Genomic DNA, 17078 nt, shown 5'->3' with positions numbered 1-17078 from the left:
GTGACATTAGCGCGAAGCGTCTCATGACGAACCCGGCAGTTAGAATCAAGAACTTATGAATGAAGACATGATGACCGGGGCGGAGCGTGCCTCGATTGAGGCCAGCGGAGCCGAAACCGCAGCAGGGGAGCGAGGCAAGGGCGTATTCCACATCCATACCCTCGGATGCCAGATGAACGTACACGATTCCGAACGCATTGCCGGTGTGCTGAAAGTGGACGGATACGTGCCGGCAACCCAAGAGCAGATTGACGCTCATGATTTCGATGTGATTGTGCTGAACACGTGCGCAGTGCGCGAGAACGCAGCCGAACGCATGTACGGCACCATCGGTTTGTTCAACCGAATCAAGATGCAACGACCGAACCTGCAGATCGCGGTAGGCGGTTGCATGGCGCAGCTTGACCGTGAACGCATCGCCAAGAAAAAGCCGTGGGTGGCTGCAGTATTCGGCACCAAGAACATTGAGGATCTGCCTAAGCTGCTTGACCAGAATCGAGCCACCGACAAGCCACAGGTGAAGGTCAGCGATCAGCTTCAGGAATTCCCGAGCCAATTGCCGGCTGCCCGTGCATCCCGTGTGAGCTCGTGGGTGGCGATTTCCGTGGGCTGCAACAACACCTGCACGTTCTGCATTGTGCCGACTACGCGCGGCAAGGAGAAGGACCGCAGACCGGGTGACGTGCTTGAAGAAATCCGCAAATGTGTGGCTGATGGCGCCAAGGAAGTGACGCTCCTGGGCCAGAACGTGAACTCGTATGGGTACGGCATCGGCGACCGTTACGCGTTCAGCAAGCTGCTGCGCGCCTGCGGTGAGATTGAGGGCCTGGAGCGTGTGCGATTCACCTCTCCGCACCCGGCTGCTTTCACCGATGATGTGATTGCTGCGATGGCCGAGACGCCGAACATCATGCATCAGCTGCATTTCCCGCTGCAATCCGGTTCCGACCGCATTCTGCGTGCCATGCGTCGCTCGTACCGCTCCGCCAAGTTCCTGGATATTCTGGGCAAGATTCGTGCTGCCATGCCGGATGCGCAGATTTCCACCGATATCATCGTGGGCTTCCCCGGGGAGACCGAGGAGGATTTCCAAGCCACTTTGGACGTGGTGCGTAAGGCGCGATTCTCCACGGCGTTCATGTTTATCTATTCGCCTCGCCCGGGCACTCCGGCTGCGGCAATGGAACAGATTCCGCGAGACGTGGTGCAGGATCGTTTTGATCGCTTGGTCGCATTGCAGGAAGAGATTACGCAGGAGAATCTCGACAGCTTTGTGGGCCGTGATGTTGAGGTGATGATCACCGGCAAGCTCGGTAAGAAAGATTCTGATACACATCGTGTTTCCGGCCGTGAGAAAACCGGTGTGCTGGTGCATATCGGTGTTCCGGAAGGCCAGCCAGTGCCGGAGATTGGCGATTTCGTGACCGTGACCGTAACCCACGCAGGTCGTCATAATCTGCTTGCAGACCCTGATATCGCTGCTGGCCAAACCTATTCTGTTCGTCACTGATACATGTGCGGCTCCATTAATGAGGAGACCGAATACATTGGCCCCTTTTCCGGGGAGCTGTCAGCGAAGCTGACTGAGGGGAGTGAATAAGCATTATGACATCACGAGTCGTATCCATCGTTGGACCTACCGCATCCGGCAAAACAGGTCTTGGCATTGCCATCGCCAAGCGACTTGCCGAGCAAGGTGAGCGAGCTGAAATCGTAAATGCGGACGCCTACCAGATGTACCGAGGCATGGATATCGGCACAGCGAAGCCTACCGCTGAGGAACAAGCCGAGGTGCCGCATCACTTGATCGACATCATCGATCCCGAAGAATCAATGAGTGTGGCCCGGTTCCAGGAATTGGCTCGAACAACCATTGCTGACCTGCAATCGCGTGGTATTCGCCCGATTCTGGTAGGCGGTTCAGGCTTGTATGCTCGTGCCGCCATTGATGATATTTCTTTCCCCGGCACCGACCCGGAAATCCGCAAAAAGTATGAGGAGCGGGAGAAGGTTGAAGGCGCTGGAGCATTGTTCGAAGATCTCAAAGCCAAGGATCCGGTAGCCGCGGCTCGTATGGACCCACATAACCCTCGCCGAACCATTCGTGCGTTGGAGGTCATCGAGTTGACCGGCAAGCCGTATTCGGCAAGCTTGCCACGCTATCAATATGTGATTCCATCGGTGCAAATCGGATTGGACTTGAGCCGAGAAGATTTGGACCATCGCATTGATATTCGCACCAAGCAAATGATGACCAATGGTTTTGTGGAGGAAGTGGAGCGTTTGCGCCCGCGTTTGGGTGCCACGGCTGTTCGCGCGCTTGGCTATCAGCAAATCATTGATTTGCTTGACGGCATTTGGGATGAATATCATGCGTTCGCGGATATTGCCCAGAAAACCAAGCGATTGGCTCGTAAACAGATGGGGTGGTTCGGCCGCGACCCGCGCATTCACTGGCTGCAGGCATTGAATCCGAAGCTCGTGGACAATGCAATGGCCATCATTGCCCATGCTGATGCCGGCGATTACGATCCCATCGATGCTCAAGCCGATGCCTATGTGCAGCACCACCTAGGAGACATCGCCTCAGCCTGACACCAAGATAAACTTGGCTCCCTCTGTGAGGACGTTGCCGAGCCCCGATACTTTGGCTCCCTCTGACGAGGGAGCTGTCAGCGAAGCTGACTGAGGGAGAGACCGCAGCCGTAAGGCTGCATACAATCAGTGCGCAGGCCCCTGATTCCATCCAGCAATCAAAAACACGCGCGTCGGATTGGCCGGCCGCAACATGTCTCCAAACATCTGCTCAAACGCAGAAGTATCACCGCGATACGCCGTATGCTTAGCCGCTCGATACATGTCACGCGTCACTGAACCCCAGTCAAGATCCCATCCGGCATCATGTGCGAGTCTGGAACCAAACATGCGAAGCACCATTGCATTGCCTCCGCGGAATGGATGCAGATAACCAAGCTCGTCGTACACAGTAGCGAACTTCTTCACAAACACATCGCGATCCAAAGCATGCAGATTACGGTTCTCCGCCAATTCCATCGCAATGTTGTGCGCGCCGGTTTCAATCAAACCGGCGGGGAAGAATGCCTCTGGATTATTGGCGCGGGCTCGGTCATTGGTCACCTCACGTGTGGTATTAGAGGTGCGCAGTTTGCCGGCATCGTCGAACACGCCCTCGAATAGTCCGCGATGAATCGCCACCAATTCATCCAAATCGCCGGACGGGTTCCATCGGCGTTCCGCCAACAGCACGGTGCGCGCAAACACAGCATCCGCGCGATTCGCAGCATGATCATCAAGGGAGCCGTCCGCCAGACGATTCTCTCCATTAGGGCCAACGGCATGAAGACGCATGGCGGTCTGCTCATCGGCCACGTCAATAAGATGGCTCACATCCTGGGTGCCCTGCTCGTAAGCCGCCGCGGCGCGCATCGTTGCCTCGCCAGGCGTCATGGCTTCCAGTGCGCAGTTTTTGAGTGCAAATGCGACTGCGCTCGCACGCTCTGCGGGTGTCATGCAACCCATGATAAGCCATGAATGGTGTTTTGAGCGCTCATGAGACCCCGTACATGTAGAATCAGACGCGATATGGCACGTACAGCATCTTCAAACAGCACGAAATCCCGCAAGCCCAGAGGCAGCGAGAACGATTCCGCACACGATGGCGAGACCAGAGTTCAGCCTGCAATCGATCTTGAACCTGAGCCGTTATGGCAAAAGATTCTGCTAGCGATTCCGCGAGCATTCGGTTCCGGTGTGCGAGCGGTTACCGGCGTAGGCGAATATGACCCCGCGTATAGGCGCGATGGTCTATGCTTCCTGCTGCTGATACTCGCTATCTTGTTCTGCGCGTCTGAATGGTTCCGTGTCAACGGTGCGTTCGGTCGGTTGCTGCACGCTATGGCATCTGGTGTATTAGGCGTGATGAGTGTGGTGCTGCCGGTATTGCTGGCGGCTGTGGCATTCCGGCTTATGCGTAATTCCGGTCGAGGCTCCAGCAATCCTCGTGTGATTACCGGCTGGGTTGTGCTCATGTGGTCGATTTGCTCGATTATTGATGTTGCAGTTGCCTCCGGCCACACCACGTTTGACATCACTGTGCTGCAATCCGCCGGTGGCTTGTTCGGTTTCTTCCTCGGTTCTCCGCTGGCATGGGGACTTTCCGCTGCCTTCGCCATCGTGGTGTTTGTGGTATTCGGACTGTTTTCATTGTTGATGATTACTGGTACCCATGTGACTGATTTACCTGAGGAAGCGCGCAAGCTGATGGCGTTCATTCAGCGCAAGCCGTATGTGCCCAAGGGGGAGACTTCGGATGGTTCCGATTCCCGTGAGCAGTTCCCCAATGAAGTTCGTTTGGGAGATACGACGTTGTCGTTCGCTGATGGCGTGCCGACTCATGATGGCAGCGATGAGGATGATTTTGAGGATGAATCCGAATCCAAACCGAGTTTCTTTGAACGACTGTTCGGCCGCAAGTCTAAGAGCGAAGACGATAAGACTCTTGATCGGTATGCTGCCGATGATCCGTTCGATCGGGCAGCGAGCCAGCATGGTGCCACCGCAGAAACGCCAGTGGTGGATTCGGCAACGGGTGAGATTCTTGACGGTAATGCTGGCGGTGGGCGCACGATTGCTTCGTCCTCGTATGATGGGCGCCCGCATGTGACCGGTAATGCACCATTTGCCGATGATGTTGCGAATGCGGCAACCACTGCTTTGAATGGGGGAGCGGGAACAACGGCATTGGCTGACGCTGCAGGGGCAGTTGGGTCTGCGGTTCCGCGAGTTATTACCAGCGGTGGAGGAACCGTGGCCATGCCTGCTGGCCCAGATGGAACGATGGTAATGCCGTCTGGTGCCACCGCAGATAACGATCCTTGGGCTCCAAGCGCTTTGCAGGCTGCTGGTGCTACCGCTGATGCAGCATCAGCTGCTGCGAATGCTACGGCTCCGTATGCTGGTGCAGATGCCGATGGTAGTGGCGTTGGGCAGTCCGGTGCGCTGACTGATAGTGAGAATGGCGCTGATGCTGATGATGAAGCGAACCGACCGTATCAGCTGCCTGATTTGAATTTGCTGACCAAGGGCCAGCCTCACGCCATGCGCACTCCCGCCAATGATCGTGTGATCCGCGCCCTGACCTCCACATTCGAGCAATTCAATGTGGACGCCAAAGTGGTGGGTTTCCTGCGTGGACCGTCCGTGACACAGTACGAGGTGGAACTCGGTCCTGGTGTCAAGGTTGAGAAGGTTACCAACCTCCAGAAGAATATTGCCTATGCAGTGGCCAGCTCGGATGTGCGTATTCTTTCTCCGATTCCTGGCAAATCAGCCATCGGTATCGAAATCCCGAATGAGGATCGCGAAATCGTTCATTTGGGTGACGTTCTGCGTTCCGACAAGGCGATTAGCGATCCGAACCCGATGCTCACTGGTATCGGCAAGGATGTGGAAGGCCACTTCGTCACTGCTGATTTGACTAAGATGCCTCATCTTTTGGTTGCAGGCGCTACCGGCTCCGGTAAGTCAAGCTTTATCAACTCAATGTTGACTTCGTTGATTATGCGTTCCACACCTGAGCAGGTACGCCTGATTATGGTTGATCCGAAGCGTGTGGAATTGTCTGCGTATGCGGGCATTCCGCACCTGTTGACTCCAATCATCACCGACCCGAAGAAGGCTGCTCAGGCGCTGGAATGGGTGGTTAAGGAGATGGATTCACGCTACTCTGATTTGGAATACTTCGGATTCCGTCACGTTAAGGACTTTAACGAAGCGGTGCGCGCGGGCAAGGTACATGCTCCGCTGGGTTCCAAGCGCAAGGTGGCACCTTATCCATACATCCTTGTGGTGGTGGACGAGATGGCTGATTTGATGATGGTCGCTAAGAATGATGTGGAAAGCTCCATCCAGCGCATCACTCAGCTTGCACGAGCCGCTGGCGTGCATCTGGTGCTCGCCACGCAGCGCCCGTCCGTGGACGTGGTCACTGGCCTGATTAAGGCCAACATTCCTTCTCGACTGGCATTCGCTACATCGTCCGCTACAGATTCTCGAGTCATTCTTGATACCGTGGGCGCTGAGACCTTGATTGGCCAGGGTGATGCGCTGTTCCTGCCAATGGGTTCCGCCAAGCCGATTCGTGTGCAAGGCTCATGGGTTTCCGAATCCGAAATTCGCAAGGCGGTGGAATTCGTGCGCACACAGCGCAAGCCGAAGTACCGCGAAGACATTGAAGAAATGGCCAAGGAGGCTGAAAAGAAGAACGGCATGGAACCGGACGAGGAAATCGGTGACGATATGGACGTGCTGTTGCAGGCAGCCGAACTCGTGGTCACCTCACAATTCGGTTCCACGTCCATGCTGCAAAGAAAACTCCGTGTCGGCTTCGCCAAGGCCGGCCGACTCATGGACCTTTTGGAGTCCCGAGGCGTGGTCGGCCCGTCCGAAGGTTCCAAGGCTCGCGAAGTGCTCGTACAGCCGCAGGATTTGCCGCAGGTCCTTGCCTTCATCCGCGGCGAGACCAGTTCCCTCACGCCTTCTGCGTCTGCGCAGGGCGATTTTGGTGAGGAATAATCGGTAGCAAATAATTGTGCTAGAAAGTGACTTTGTGCACGTCAGTTGCGACTGACTACGCTATATGCGTCAGTCAAAACTGACGTGCACGTATTTGTTTGATTAATGATGGAAGAATCGCTAAGGCGTGAGATTCAGCTGCTAGTTACCGTACGACAGGATTAGCCCGGTAGTACGAAGCCATAGTACTTTTCGGAATAATGGCATTGCATGGTTCAGATGATGCAGCGCCGTTGCGCGCTGTAAGCCAAGGAAATTCGCTGTGAATGCGGGCACTGAGCTGATTTCCGGTATTAGGAGCTAAAGCCTTACATACCCTATCGATAATATCTTGCTGCGAATTCGTCAGTGAATCAGGATTGGCTAGTAGGTCTCCGCTGCGTATAAGAAACTTGCCTCGGTGCTGTGCATACAACACAGCGCATACCGGGCCTCCGCGCCACGCTTGAAAATCTTCGTCAAAAAGTGGAATGCCATGACGAGACAACGATTCTGCCTGCGAATAGAATGCCAACTTCTGTAGTTTCATCGTGGTCATTGGGCCGTATTCACGAAGAATATAAGCTGCTACATCAACGATAGCTGCCATGGTGTTCCTCCTTTCTGGAAGCTATATTGTAGAGCATGACTTCAGACAAAGGCATGCCGCGCATTAGTAGAAACCGTGCCAATTCGGTGGGGCGAATACTGAGCGCTGGAGTGCAGCATAGTGATGATGCTGATTATGTGCAGGCGATGATGATTGCTCAACGCTGGCGTGCTCAACATGTTGAACCTACTGAGCAATGTTTCTCCAAAGTGTTGGAGTGCTCGCAAGGTATACCGCAGTCCGTGGCAACGTTTCGAATGAAGCGCATGATTTCCATTGTTCGTAAGCTGCAACGTCCGAATACTCATTTCAGACTTGGTGAGCTGGATGATATTGGTGGCTGCCGCTTAATTGTGGAATCAAATGAGCAAGTTGAGAGGGCGGCTGCATGGCTCGCGTCTAATCTGCCGTTGAAAAATGGCTCTGCTGACAAGAATTACATTGCAAGACCTCAGGCCAGTGGATACCGATCAAGGCATTTATTATGCAATGTTGAGTCTCACTCATCTTCATATCATGTGGAGAGACGCATAGAGATTCCCGGTGTTGACGATTTCATGAATGAGGATAATGAGATCGACTACGACAATGCAGTATTGGTCTATGCGCGTAACGCGGAGCAGCTTGCTGTCGCTTATCCGAACTATTCCACAAATGTCCGTTATTTTTTGGACAAGGTGGAGTCATATCTGCATTAACGTGCGAAGGTCCCAACGGTCGTTACGTCTCAGTCGTGAAGTTTCCGATTTCTTGGAACTGATGAAGAAGTGACGCTTGCAAAGTGGGTGGTTGCTAGGTAATTCTCAGCTGCTTGTCATCCAAGGTAGAAGTGTGGGGGTAACGTGAACAGTATGAGTAGTGAATCAACGGATAAGCAAGTGCAGACCGAGGCCAAAGCCAAGGCATCTATTTTTGACGGTTGGAATGCGCCGCCGAATCTTGTGACGTATTCGCGCATCGTACTGGTGGTTATTTTCCTGGTGCTTGATGTTCTGGCAGGCGAGTGGGGTGCGGATAACACTACGCTGCGCTGGGTGGCTGCAGTACTGTTCATCATCGCCGCATCCACCGATAAAATCGACGGTTGGATGGCTCGCAAATACAATCAGGTCACTGAAATGGGCAAGCTCATGGATCCGATTGCGGACAAGCTGTTGACCTGTGGCGCCATGATTGTTTGTTCTGTTTTTGGCGAGCTCGGCTGGTGGGTCACCATCCTGTTCCTGATTCGTGAGATCGGCATTACCGTGATGCGCTTCTTCGTGATGGAGCGTCCGGGCGGTAAGGTTATCGCCGCAGCTTGGCCGGGCAAATTGAAGACGGTGTTCCAGTGCGTGGGCCTGTCTATGCTGCTACTGCCGATGTGGACGCTGGAGACCGGTGCTTCTACGCCGCTATGGCTCACTGCTTACTATTTCCTGACGTATACCGTCATCTACGTGGCTTTGGTGTTGTGCTTGTACTCCGGTGGTGTGTACCTGTACAACACGTTCGTAGCGCCGAAGAAGGCGGAGCAGTAAGGCTTCGAGCAAGATGGAATGTGAATGGGATGCGGCTTTGTGCTGCATCCCATTTTCATAAGGAAAGTGAATGTTGATTATGAGCGATGAAGTTCTCGATGAGATGCAGACGCGGCAATTATGCGATGCTGAAGCCGCGCAGATTCTGAAATCCTGCGAACAGCGGAAAGTAAAAATTGCCTGTGCTGAATCTCTGACCGGAGGACTGTTGGCAGACGCTTTCGTGCGTATTCCCGGTGCATCGAACGTGCTGCTTGGCTCTGCGGTTACATATGACATTCAAGCCAAGGCTTCCATTCTTGGCGTGGATCGTGAACTATTGGCTCGAGAAGGTGCTGTGCATCCCGAAGTGGCGCGGCAAATGGCTGCCGCTACCGCCAAGTTGTATGACCAGCCGGAATATGAGGATCGAATTATTGGTCTTTCCACCACAGGTGTGGCGGGACCCGGTCCGGATGGAGATAAACCAGCCGGTTTGGTCTACATCGGATTCCGAATCCCCGCTGAAATCAGACCAGACAATTTGGAACTCATCGAAGCACTGGAATTACGGCTAACTGGAACCCGCGAAGAAGTCCGTTTGCAAACCGTGCTTAACGTGCTGAGGCATCTCAATCAACTGCTGCAGCGCGAACATCAGTAAAACTTGAGTCTATTTCCAGCAACTTTTCAGGAATAAAATCGAGGGTATGTGGTGTTGAACCTTATGGAAACACTGAACAGGCCTGGAAGGGGGCTAAGGCGATGGAAACGATGACGCGAGCAAATGAGCAAATGGATGTTGCCGTCAAGAACCCGATGAGTGTGCGTCCGGGTGTTGCCCGTATGCGCGAATTGACGCCGGCCCAGCGCCGTGCGGTGATGTTTGCCCAGCAGCAGGTGATTAAGGCTCAGGCTGCAAAGAAAGCCAAGGATGAGCGTGAAGCTGCTCGGCTGCGTATGTGGCAGGAAGAGGAAAGCGGTAGCAAGACTCATAATGCGGTAAAGAGCGTAGCCGCTGAGTCCGAAACTCATGATGTGTCGCTGCGTGAGGCGATTGGCCATGTGCTGCGCGAACTGCGCACCCGTGATCGCCGTACGCTGCGTGAGGTATCTGAGAAGGCTGGCGTATCTTTGGGCTACCTATCCGAAGTGGAGCGTGGCCAGAAGGAAGCCAGCTCCGAGCTGCTCAGCTCGATTGCTGATTCTCTGGGGGTGAGCACGGCGCAGATGTTGCGCATGGTGGCTGACTATCTTGATTCGGTGAACGAATAAATAAGCGGATAATTCGATTCCAATGGGCTTGCAATACATTGTGTATTGCAAGCCCATTTATTGTTTTCTCTCGCTGTTCGCCGGATGTGGCACACTTGCGGGTATGCGTGAACGTGAGTTTTGGGAATTGCTGGAGGAAGTATTCGGGCGTAGTTACGGACGCTCGATTGCGAAGGATCAACGAATGCCGAAACTGGCGAATATGACTGTCTTGGAAGCGTTGGATGCCGGCGAGGAGCCTCGCGTGGTGTGGAACGTATTGTGCGACCAGATGGAGATTCCGGATTTCAAACGATGGGGAAGTGACCATAATGCTCCGCCCATGCCGGCAGCCTGATTCCCGGATGCGTTAGCGGGGATTGCGATGGGTGGGGTCAATGGCGACGCGCCGTGCCGGGCTGGAAACACGTGTGTTTTGAAGTTATCTGAACCAAGTTCGAACAAATGTTCGCGTCTTGGTCTATAGTTATCCACAGCGAGACAAATCCATACCGCATGCATGATGTGCATGCGACTAGTGCAAAGTCTTGTGGCAGTAGGGCTGAGCCGCTATCGCGCGCAATGCGTGACGACTGCGGATAAGCTCGAACCACATAGGTCGTTCACGCTTGCTGTATGCGGACGCTTTTGCGTACGGTAGAAAGCACTCGACCCACAGGACTTGTAAGGAGAAGATCATGGCACAGGAGACCAAGTCGGCGCAGAAACCGGCAGGTGCGGCCGAACACGAGCTTGACCCCAAGCGCAAGGCGGCGCTTGATGCCGCGTTGGCCCAGGTCGAAAAGAGTTTTGGCAAGGGCTCGGCAATGAGGCTGGGGGATAGGCCGGAACAGAATGTTGAAGTGATTCCTACCGGCTCACTGGCCCTTGATATGGCGTTGGGCATTGGTGGATTGCCGAAGGGCAGAATCGTTGAGATTTATGGTCCAGAATCTTCTGGTAAAACCACGCTGGCTTTGCATGTGGTTGCTAACGCACAAAAGAAGGGCGGCGTGGCGGCTTATATCGATGCCGAACATGCGCTCGATCCCGCATATGCGCGCAAACTTGGTGTGGATACCGATTCGCTGATTGTCTCTCAACCAGATAACGGCGAACAGGCGCTGGAAATCGCGGACATGCTGATTCGTTCAGGTGCTTTGGACGTAATCGTTATCGATTCAGTGGCGGCATTGGTTCCGAAGGCTGAAATCGATGGTGATATGGGCGATAGCCATGTGGGTCTGCAGGCTCGACTGATGAGTCAGGCGCTGCGTAAGATGACCGGTGCGCTTTCTCAGGCGGGTACCACAGCTATTTTCATCAACCAGCTGCGTGAAAAGATTGGCGTCTTCTTCGGAAATCCGGAAACCACTACCGGTGGCAAGGCTCTCAAGTTCTATGCCTCCGTGCGCATGGATATTCGCCGAATTCAAACCATTAAAAATGGTGACGAGGCTGTGGGCAACCGTACCCGTGTCAAGGTGGTTAAGAACAAGATGGCTCCGCCATTCAAGTCCGCTGAATTCGACATGCTGTACGGTGAGGGCATCTCCCGTGAGGGCTCGGTTATCGATATGGCTCAGCAGGTTGGCGTGGTCAAGAAATCTGGTTCTTGGTTCACCTATGAGGGGGATCAGCTTGGTCAAGGCCGTGAGAAGGTACGTCAATTCCTGAAAGACAATCCTGCGATTACGGAAGAGATTGAGAACAAGGTCAAAGCTCAGTTCGGTTTGATTGCGCCATCTGATCAATTTGCTGAGGATGAGGAAGCCGCTGCCGCTGCAGCTGTCAGTGAAGCCGCTGCTGCAGACGCAGCCAAAGACAGTAAAACGGCTGCCGCAAAATCCTCGCGTACGGCTAAGGCTGCACCTGCTCAAGATGCGCCAGCTAAGGCCTGAATGTGATTAGTGCTGAAGCATTCCTGCAGCATAACCCAGTTGTGCTGCAGGATGGCGATGAGTGGGAATCTGAAGGTAAGGAAGCCGTCGCTTCGATAGATAAGCGTACGATTCCTTCGTGGAACGCTCGGTCAACTAGCGCTTCGGGCGTTGAAGATCCTGAGGATAGCAATGCATGCCGTGAAGCTGCACTGCGATTGCTGGATGCGGCACCTCGCTCATCGGGAGCGTTGCGCGATCGTCTGCTTGGCAAAGGATATGCCGAAGATGTGGTTGAAAGCGTTGTCAACCGACTGCTTGAAGTTCATCTGCTCAATGATCATGATTATGCCGAATCGGTGGTTCGTGTGTGCGCGAACCGAATGATGGGGCGCAGGGGAACCATGATGGAACTTGCGCGTAAAGGCGTTGATCGTGCGCTAGCGGCTCAAGTGACTGACGAAGCTGAGCGCAACGGTGTATTCGAAGAAGCGGCGTGGGAGCTTGGACGCCGGATTGCAAGAAAGACTGAAGGATTGGACCGTCAGGTTCGTCAACGTCGATTCTGGTCCGCAGGCGGGCGCAAAGGGCATAATCCAGCGACTTTGCGCGAAGTGGCTTCTGAGCTTCTGCGATAAAGCGGAATGTTGTAGTGCCCGCCCCTCTTGAGGAGGAGCGTTGCCTGATTCAAATCTCTTCTCCATGCCATATGTATAATTGCACGCTTGAGACCTCTTGATGGCCGCGGCCGTGATCTTCATTGGGATCGGCTGAGGAACTTCCGGGCTCCGCAGAGCACGATGGCGGATAACGTCCGCCCAGGGTGACCTGAGAGATAGCGCAGCAGAGAACAGACCGCCCGTCCTCGACGGGTAAGGGTGAAACGGCGGTGTAAGAGACCACCGGGCCTCTGGTAACAGTAGGCCGCATGGCAAGCCTCATCGGGAGCAAGGCCAAGCAGATGGCGGTAAGGGCTGCTCGCCCGTGCCATCGGGTAGGCTGCTAGAGCCTAGCGGTGACGCTAGGTCGAGATGGATGGCCATCCGTGCAGCGCGTTCGCGCGTTGCACGACAGAACCCGGGGTATAAGAGGTCTCATATTTCTTCATTCTTCCAAATCCCCAGTGTATGCATTGGGATGTTTCATGGTGAGCTCAGAAAAGAAACATATTGCTATCAGCGAGTCACTGGGCGAGTTGCCAAGGATTCACTCATTGTTCGTCTACAATGAAACTTACCCAAACGGTGATGTTGCCGTTTGGACCCACATATAGCGGGTAACACCGCTTGAATCATTAGGAGGTCAACATGGAAATCGTCGTTACCGGACGTCACACGCAGATCAAGCAAAGGTTCCGTGATGTTGTTGAGTCCAAGATGAATCGTGTGACCGCTATCGCCCCGGACGCTCAGCGCGCACAGATTGTGCTGACCCACGAGGGCAACCCGCGTCAGGCAGATACCGCCAAGCGCGTGGAAATCACCGTTATCGCAGGCCGCACCGTGGTGCGTGCCGAGGCTTCCAGCACGGACGAATTCAGCGCACTGGATATGGCGCTCGACAAGCTGACACTCCGTCTGCGCCGTACCCGTGATCGTCGCAAGGATCACCGCCGTGGTTACACCAACCCGGTGCCGGTTGATTTGGGTGTCGCCGCTCCGGAGCCTGAGGTAGAGGAGGCTGAGGAAGAGCCGAACAACAGCCCGGCCGCTGCAGTTGCCTCTGATCTTGGCCCTGGCGAATCCGTGGAAGTTCAGGTTGGGGATACGCCAATCGTCATCCGTCGTAAGCTGCACATTGCCGAACCGATGAGCATCGATGAGGCATTGTACGAGATGGAACTCATCGGACACGACTTCTTCCTGTTCGTCAACAAGGAAACCGGTCGCCCGTCCGTGGTCTACCACCGTCACGGTTGGAGCTACGGCGTCTTCGAGATTGATACTCCGGAAAACGTCAAGAAGGACTGATTCCTCGGTATTCCAATACTGTGCAGATAATGCATAGCTAAATGGGTTGCTTCCCTGACTCGGGAAGCAACCCATTTTTCGTAATATGGTCGAAAAAATCAGTCAAATAAGAAAGAAAGCGGTATTCTGATACGCGGAACCACCGAAATCAATCAAGGGAGAACCAGTGGTCGATATTGTTGACAAAGCCCTACGCATGGGTGAAGGTCGCCAGATTAAGAAGCTCGAGAACGTAGCCAAGGCAGTCAATGCTTTGGAAGACGAGATTTCCGCACTCTCCGACGAAGATCTCAAGGCTCAAACCCCGAAGTTCAAGCAGCAGCTTGATAACGGCAAGAGCTTGGATGAGATTATGCCGGAAGCCTTCGCCACGGTGCGCGAAGTTTCCAAGCGTACGCTCGGCCAGCGTCACTTTGACGTGCAGCTTATGGGTGGTGCCGCTCTGCACTGGGGCAACATCGCTGAAATGAAGACTGGTGAAGGTAAGACCCTTGTGGCTACCCTGCCGAGCTACTTGAACGCTCTTGAGGGCAAGGGCGTACATGTGGTTACCGTGAACGACTACCTGGCCAGTTACCAGAGCGAGCTCATGGGTCGTATCTACCGTTTCCTCGGCATGAATGTCGGCTGCATCATCACCGAGCAGAAGCCGCCGGAGCGTCGCAAGCAGTACAACGCAGACATCACCTACGGCACCAACAATGAGTTCGGTTTCGACTACCTGCGCGACAACATGGCATGGGAGAAGGCTGACCTGGTGCAGCGCGGCCATCATTACGCCATCGTCGATGAGGTCGACTCCATCCTTATCGATGAGGCTCGTACCCCGCTTATCATTTCCGGCCCGGCCGAAGGTGACGTGACCCGTTGGTACCGTCAGTTCGCCAAGCTGGTGCTGAAGCTCACCCGCGATGAGGATTACGACGTCGACGAGAAGAAGAAGGTTGTCGGCATCCTGGATCCAGGCATCACCAAGGTCGAGGACTTCCTCGGCATCGATAACCTCTACGAGCCGGCCAACACCGCTCTGATTGGTTACCTGAACAATGCCATCAAGGCCAAGGAACTGTTCATCAGGGATAAGGATTACGTTGTCACCCAGGGTGAAGTGCTGATCGTCGATGAGCACACGGGCCGTATCCTGCCGGGCCGTCGTTACAACGAAGGCCTGCACCAGGCCATCGAAGCCAAGGAAGGCGTGGAGGTCAAGGCCGAAAACCAGACCTTCGCCACCATCACCCTGCAGAACTACTTCCGTATGTACGACAAGCTCGCAGGCATGACCGGTACCGCAGAAACTGAGGCCGCCGAGTTCATGAACACCTACAAGCTGGGCGTGCTGCCGATCCCGACCAACAAGCCGATGATTCGTAAGGATCAGGACGACCTCATCTTCCGCACCAAGAAGGAGAAGCTGGCCGCCATCGTCAAGGATGTGGCCAAGCGTCACGCCTCCGGCCAGCCGGTACTGCTCGGTACCGCATCCGTGGAAAGCTCCGAAGTGGTGTCCACTCTGCTTGACGTGGCCAAGATTCCTCACCAGGTGCTGAACGCTAAGCAGCATGAGAAGGAAGCTGCCGTTGTGGCAGTTGCCGGCCGTAAGGGCGCTGTCACCGTGGCCACCAACATGGCTGGTCGTGGTACCGACATTATGCTCGGCGGCAACGTCGAGTTCCTCGCCGATGCCAAGCTGAAGTCTGAAGGCTACTCTCCGGAAGACACTCCGGAAGAGTACGAGAAGCGTTGGCCGGGCACCTTGAACGAGATTAAGGCTCAGGTCAAGGATGAGCATGAGGAAGTCAAGAAGCTTGGCGGCCTGTACGTGCTCGGCACCGAACGTCACGAATCTCGCCGTATCGACAACCAGCTGCGCGGTCGTTCCGGCCGTCAGGGCGATCCGGGCGAATCCCGCTTCTACCTGTCTCTTGAAGACGATCTGATGCGTCTGTTCAACACCCAGCTCGTGGCTCAGGTAATGGCCAAGGGTATGGAAGAAGGCCAGCCGATCGAATCCAAGTCCGTGACCAAGGGCGTGCGCACCGCACAGAAGGCCGTGGAATCCCGTAACTACGAGATTCGTAAGAACGTGCTGAAGTACGACGACGTGATGAACAAGCAGCGTACCGTCATCTACTCCGAGCGCCAGGCCGTGCTGAAGGGCGAAGATATTCACGAGGATGTCGAGCGCTTCATTGCCGATACCGTCGAGTCCTACGTCAAGGGCGCAGAAAAGGGTTCCGACAAGCCCAAGGATTGGGATTGGGAAGGCCTGTTCAAGGCACTGAACACCGTAGTGCCCACCAAGGTGACTGTTGACGAGGCCAAGGAAGCCGCAGGAAAACTCAAGGGCGAAAAGGCCGTTGAAGCTGTGCGTGACCTTATCGTCAAGGACGCCAAGGAGAAGTACGACGAGCTGGAGAAGACCATTGGCGAATCCGGTCTGCGCGATCTGGAACGCCGCGTGGTGCTGGCTGTGCTCGACCGTAAGTGGCGTGAACACCTGTACGAGATGGATTACCTCAAGGACGGCATCGGTCTGCGTGGTATGGGCCAGCGCGATCCACTGGTCGAATACCAGCGCGAAGGCTACCAGATGTACAACTCCATGATCGAAGCCATCAAGGAAGAGTCCGTTCAGCTGCTGTTCCACATCGATGTCAAGCAGGTTGCAACCACTCAGGATGCCACCTCCACCGATGATGAAGATGCTGCCGTGGCCGCTGCCGAAGGCGCAACCGGTGTAACCGCAACCGCTGACGGCGCTGACTCTGCAGCAACTGTGGCCGCTGGTCCGGATGAAGATGGTGAAACCGAAGAGGAAGCCGCAGAAGGCGAATCTGAGGAAGAAGCCGATCAGGATGCTGAAGAAGCAGAGGATTCCGAAGAGAAGCAGGCTATTGCTGATGCTGCAGCCGCTTCCGCTGCCGGCGATGCTACGCTGCCGGTAACCGGTCCGGCTCCGATCAGCCACGCTGAAGGCAAGGTTCCGGTTTCCAAGCGCCCGAAGAGCGATGAACTGAAGACTCCGTGGGCTGACGGCCGTACCTTCCCTGGTACTGGAAAGAACGCACCGTGCCCGTGCGGTTCCGGTCGTAAGTACAAGATGTGCCACGGCCAGAACGAGAAGTGATACTGCATCGATAGGATAAACGGTATGACTGGAGGGGAGCTTCCGACTAAGTTCGGGAGCTCCCCTCCAGTCATTTCTGATTCAGAAGTAAAGCTCGAATTATTATTTTGCAATATGGAAGAACTGAACCTGCGAAACGAGCGGTCATTACAATAAGCGGCG

The 17078-nt window shown here is 54.8% G+C and carries 14 protein-coding genes and 1 other RNA gene; 13 read left to right on the top strand and 2 right to left on the bottom strand.

What is annotated here, in order from left to right; all coding sequences use genetic code 11:
* Positions 1-55: 55 nt before the first annotated feature.
* Positions 56-1510 carry a tRNA (N6-isopentenyl adenosine(37)-C2)-methylthiotransferase MiaB gene (gene miaB, locus AC1AY0_RS06200; protein WP_476526064.1) on the top strand — a complete coding sequence of 485 codons (1455 nt, stop codon included), beginning with the start codon at positions 56-58 and terminating at the stop codon, positions 1508-1510.
* Positions 1511-1605: 95 nt separating this feature from the next.
* Positions 1606-2595 carry a tRNA (adenosine(37)-N6)-dimethylallyltransferase MiaA gene (miaA, locus tag AC1AY0_RS06195; RefSeq protein ID WP_476526062.1) on the top strand — a complete coding sequence of 330 codons (990 nt, stop codon included), beginning with the start codon at positions 1606-1608 and terminating at the stop codon, positions 2593-2595.
* Positions 2596-2721: 126 nt separating this feature from the next.
* Here the strand turns inward: miaA and AC1AY0_RS06190 are convergent, their stop codons facing one another.
* Positions 2722-3468, bottom strand: a complete 747-nt coding sequence (locus tag AC1AY0_RS06190) for a Fic/DOC family protein (RefSeq protein ID WP_476526117.1) — start codon at positions 3466-3468, stop codon at positions 2722-2724.
* Between the two features lie 135 nt (positions 3469-3603).
* Between AC1AY0_RS06190 and AC1AY0_RS06185 the strand changes: the two genes are divergently transcribed.
* Entirely contained in the window at positions 3604-6594 is a 2991-nt protein-coding gene (locus tag AC1AY0_RS06185; protein ID WP_476526060.1) for an FtsK/SpoIIIE family DNA translocase, read from the top strand.
* Positions 6595-6739: 145 nt separating this feature from the next.
* Here AC1AY0_RS06185 and AC1AY0_RS06180 read toward each other — a convergent pair whose 3' ends face one another.
* The gene (locus tag AC1AY0_RS06180; protein WP_476526058.1) at positions 6740-7183 is read right to left on the bottom strand and encodes a Panacea domain-containing protein; all 444 of its coding nucleotides are present in this window, start codon (positions 7181-7183) and stop codon (positions 6740-6742) included.
* 35 nt (positions 7184-7218) lie between these two features.
* Between AC1AY0_RS06180 and AC1AY0_RS06175 the strand changes: the two genes are divergently transcribed.
* The 10 genes from AC1AY0_RS06175 to secA all read left to right on the top strand — a co-directional run bounded on the left by AC1AY0_RS06175 (position 7219) and on the right by secA (position 16916).
* On the top strand, positions 7219-7881 hold the full coding sequence (locus AC1AY0_RS06175) for a RelA/SpoT domain-containing protein (protein WP_476526056.1): 663 nt from the start codon (positions 7219-7221) through the stop codon (positions 7879-7881).
* Between the two features lie 153 nt (positions 7882-8034).
* Positions 8035-8703 (top strand): CDP-diacylglycerol--glycerol-3-phosphate 3-phosphatidyltransferase, encoded by a 669-nt coding sequence (gene pgsA, locus AC1AY0_RS06170; RefSeq protein ID WP_476526055.1) that lies wholly within the window; start codon positions 8035-8037, stop codon positions 8701-8703.
* A gap of 79 nt (positions 8704-8782) precedes the next feature.
* Entirely contained in the window at positions 8783-9346 is a 564-nt protein-coding gene (locus AC1AY0_RS06165) for a CinA family protein (RefSeq protein ID WP_476526053.1), read from the top strand.
* 101 nt (positions 9347-9447) lie between these two features.
* Complete coding sequence (locus AC1AY0_RS06160; RefSeq protein WP_476526051.1) at positions 9448-9957, top strand: helix-turn-helix domain-containing protein; 510 nt, start codon at positions 9448-9450, stop codon at positions 9955-9957.
* Between the two features lie 103 nt (positions 9958-10060).
* Positions 10061-10294 (top strand): DUF3046 domain-containing protein, encoded by a 234-nt coding sequence (locus AC1AY0_RS06155; protein WP_476526049.1) that lies wholly within the window; start codon positions 10061-10063, stop codon positions 10292-10294.
* Between the two features lie 340 nt (positions 10295-10634).
* Positions 10635-11837, top strand: coding sequence for a recombinase RecA (gene recA, locus AC1AY0_RS06150; protein WP_476526047.1), 1203 nt, complete (start codon positions 10635-10637; stop codon positions 11835-11837).
* A gap of 2 nt (positions 11838-11839) precedes the next feature.
* On the top strand, positions 11840-12454 hold the full coding sequence (locus AC1AY0_RS06145) for a regulatory protein RecX (RefSeq protein WP_476526045.1): 615 nt from the start codon (positions 11840-11842) through the stop codon (positions 12452-12454).
* Between the two features lie 88 nt (positions 12455-12542).
* Positions 12543-12917: RNase P RNA component class A (gene rnpB / locus AC1AY0_RS06140), an RNA gene on the top strand.
* A 206-nt stretch (positions 12918-13123) separates the two neighbouring features.
* Positions 13124-13786 (top strand): ribosome hibernation-promoting factor, HPF/YfiA family, encoded by a 663-nt coding sequence (hpf, locus tag AC1AY0_RS06135; protein WP_033890100.1) that lies wholly within the window; start codon positions 13124-13126, stop codon positions 13784-13786.
* A 166-nt stretch (positions 13787-13952) separates the two neighbouring features.
* Entirely contained in the window at positions 13953-16916 is a 2964-nt protein-coding gene (gene secA / locus AC1AY0_RS06130; protein ID WP_476526043.1) for a preprotein translocase subunit SecA, read from the top strand.
* The last annotated feature ends 162 nt before the right edge of the window (positions 16917-17078 follow it).

The sequence above is a fragment of the Bifidobacterium sp. LH_416 genome (genome assembly GCF_056357055.1).
Note: the sequence above shows the minus strand (reverse complement) of the source record. Positions and strands in the feature narration are given on the sequence as shown.

What these genes read in the sequence shown, in the direction of transcription:
- miaB (WP_476526064.1), top strand. Translation starts at nt 56, where the DNA reads ATGAATGAAGACATGATGACCGGGGCGGAGCGTGCCTCGATTGAGGCC.
- miaA (WP_476526062.1), top strand. Translation starts at nt 1,606, where the DNA reads ATGACATCACGAGTCGTATCCATCGTTGGACCTACCGCATCCGGCAAA.
- AC1AY0_RS06190 (WP_476526117.1), bottom strand. Translation starts at nt 3,468, where the DNA reads ATGACGCCTGGCGAGGCAACGATGCGCGCCGCGGCGGCTTACGAGCAG.
- AC1AY0_RS06185 (WP_476526060.1), top strand. Translation starts at nt 3,604, where the DNA reads ATGGCACGTACAGCATCTTCAAACAGCACGAAATCCCGCAAGCCCAGA.
- AC1AY0_RS06180 (WP_476526058.1), bottom strand. Translation starts at nt 7,183, where the DNA reads ATGGCAGCTATCGTTGATGTAGCAGCTTATATTCTTCGTGAATACGGC.
- AC1AY0_RS06175 (WP_476526056.1), top strand. Translation starts at nt 7,219, where the DNA reads ATGACTTCAGACAAAGGCATGCCGCGCATTAGTAGAAACCGTGCCAAT.
- pgsA (WP_476526055.1), top strand. Translation starts at nt 8,035, where the DNA reads ATGAGTAGTGAATCAACGGATAAGCAAGTGCAGACCGAGGCCAAAGCC.
- AC1AY0_RS06165 (WP_476526053.1), top strand. Translation starts at nt 8,783, where the DNA reads ATGAGCGATGAAGTTCTCGATGAGATGCAGACGCGGCAATTATGCGAT.
- AC1AY0_RS06160 (WP_476526051.1), top strand. Translation starts at nt 9,448, where the DNA reads ATGGAAACGATGACGCGAGCAAATGAGCAAATGGATGTTGCCGTCAAG.
- AC1AY0_RS06155 (WP_476526049.1), top strand. Translation starts at nt 10,061, where the DNA reads ATGCGTGAACGTGAGTTTTGGGAATTGCTGGAGGAAGTATTCGGGCGT.
- recA (WP_476526047.1), top strand. Translation starts at nt 10,635, where the DNA reads ATGGCACAGGAGACCAAGTCGGCGCAGAAACCGGCAGGTGCGGCCGAA.
- hpf (WP_033890100.1), top strand. Translation starts at nt 13,124, where the DNA reads ATGGAAATCGTCGTTACCGGACGTCACACGCAGATCAAGCAAAGGTTC.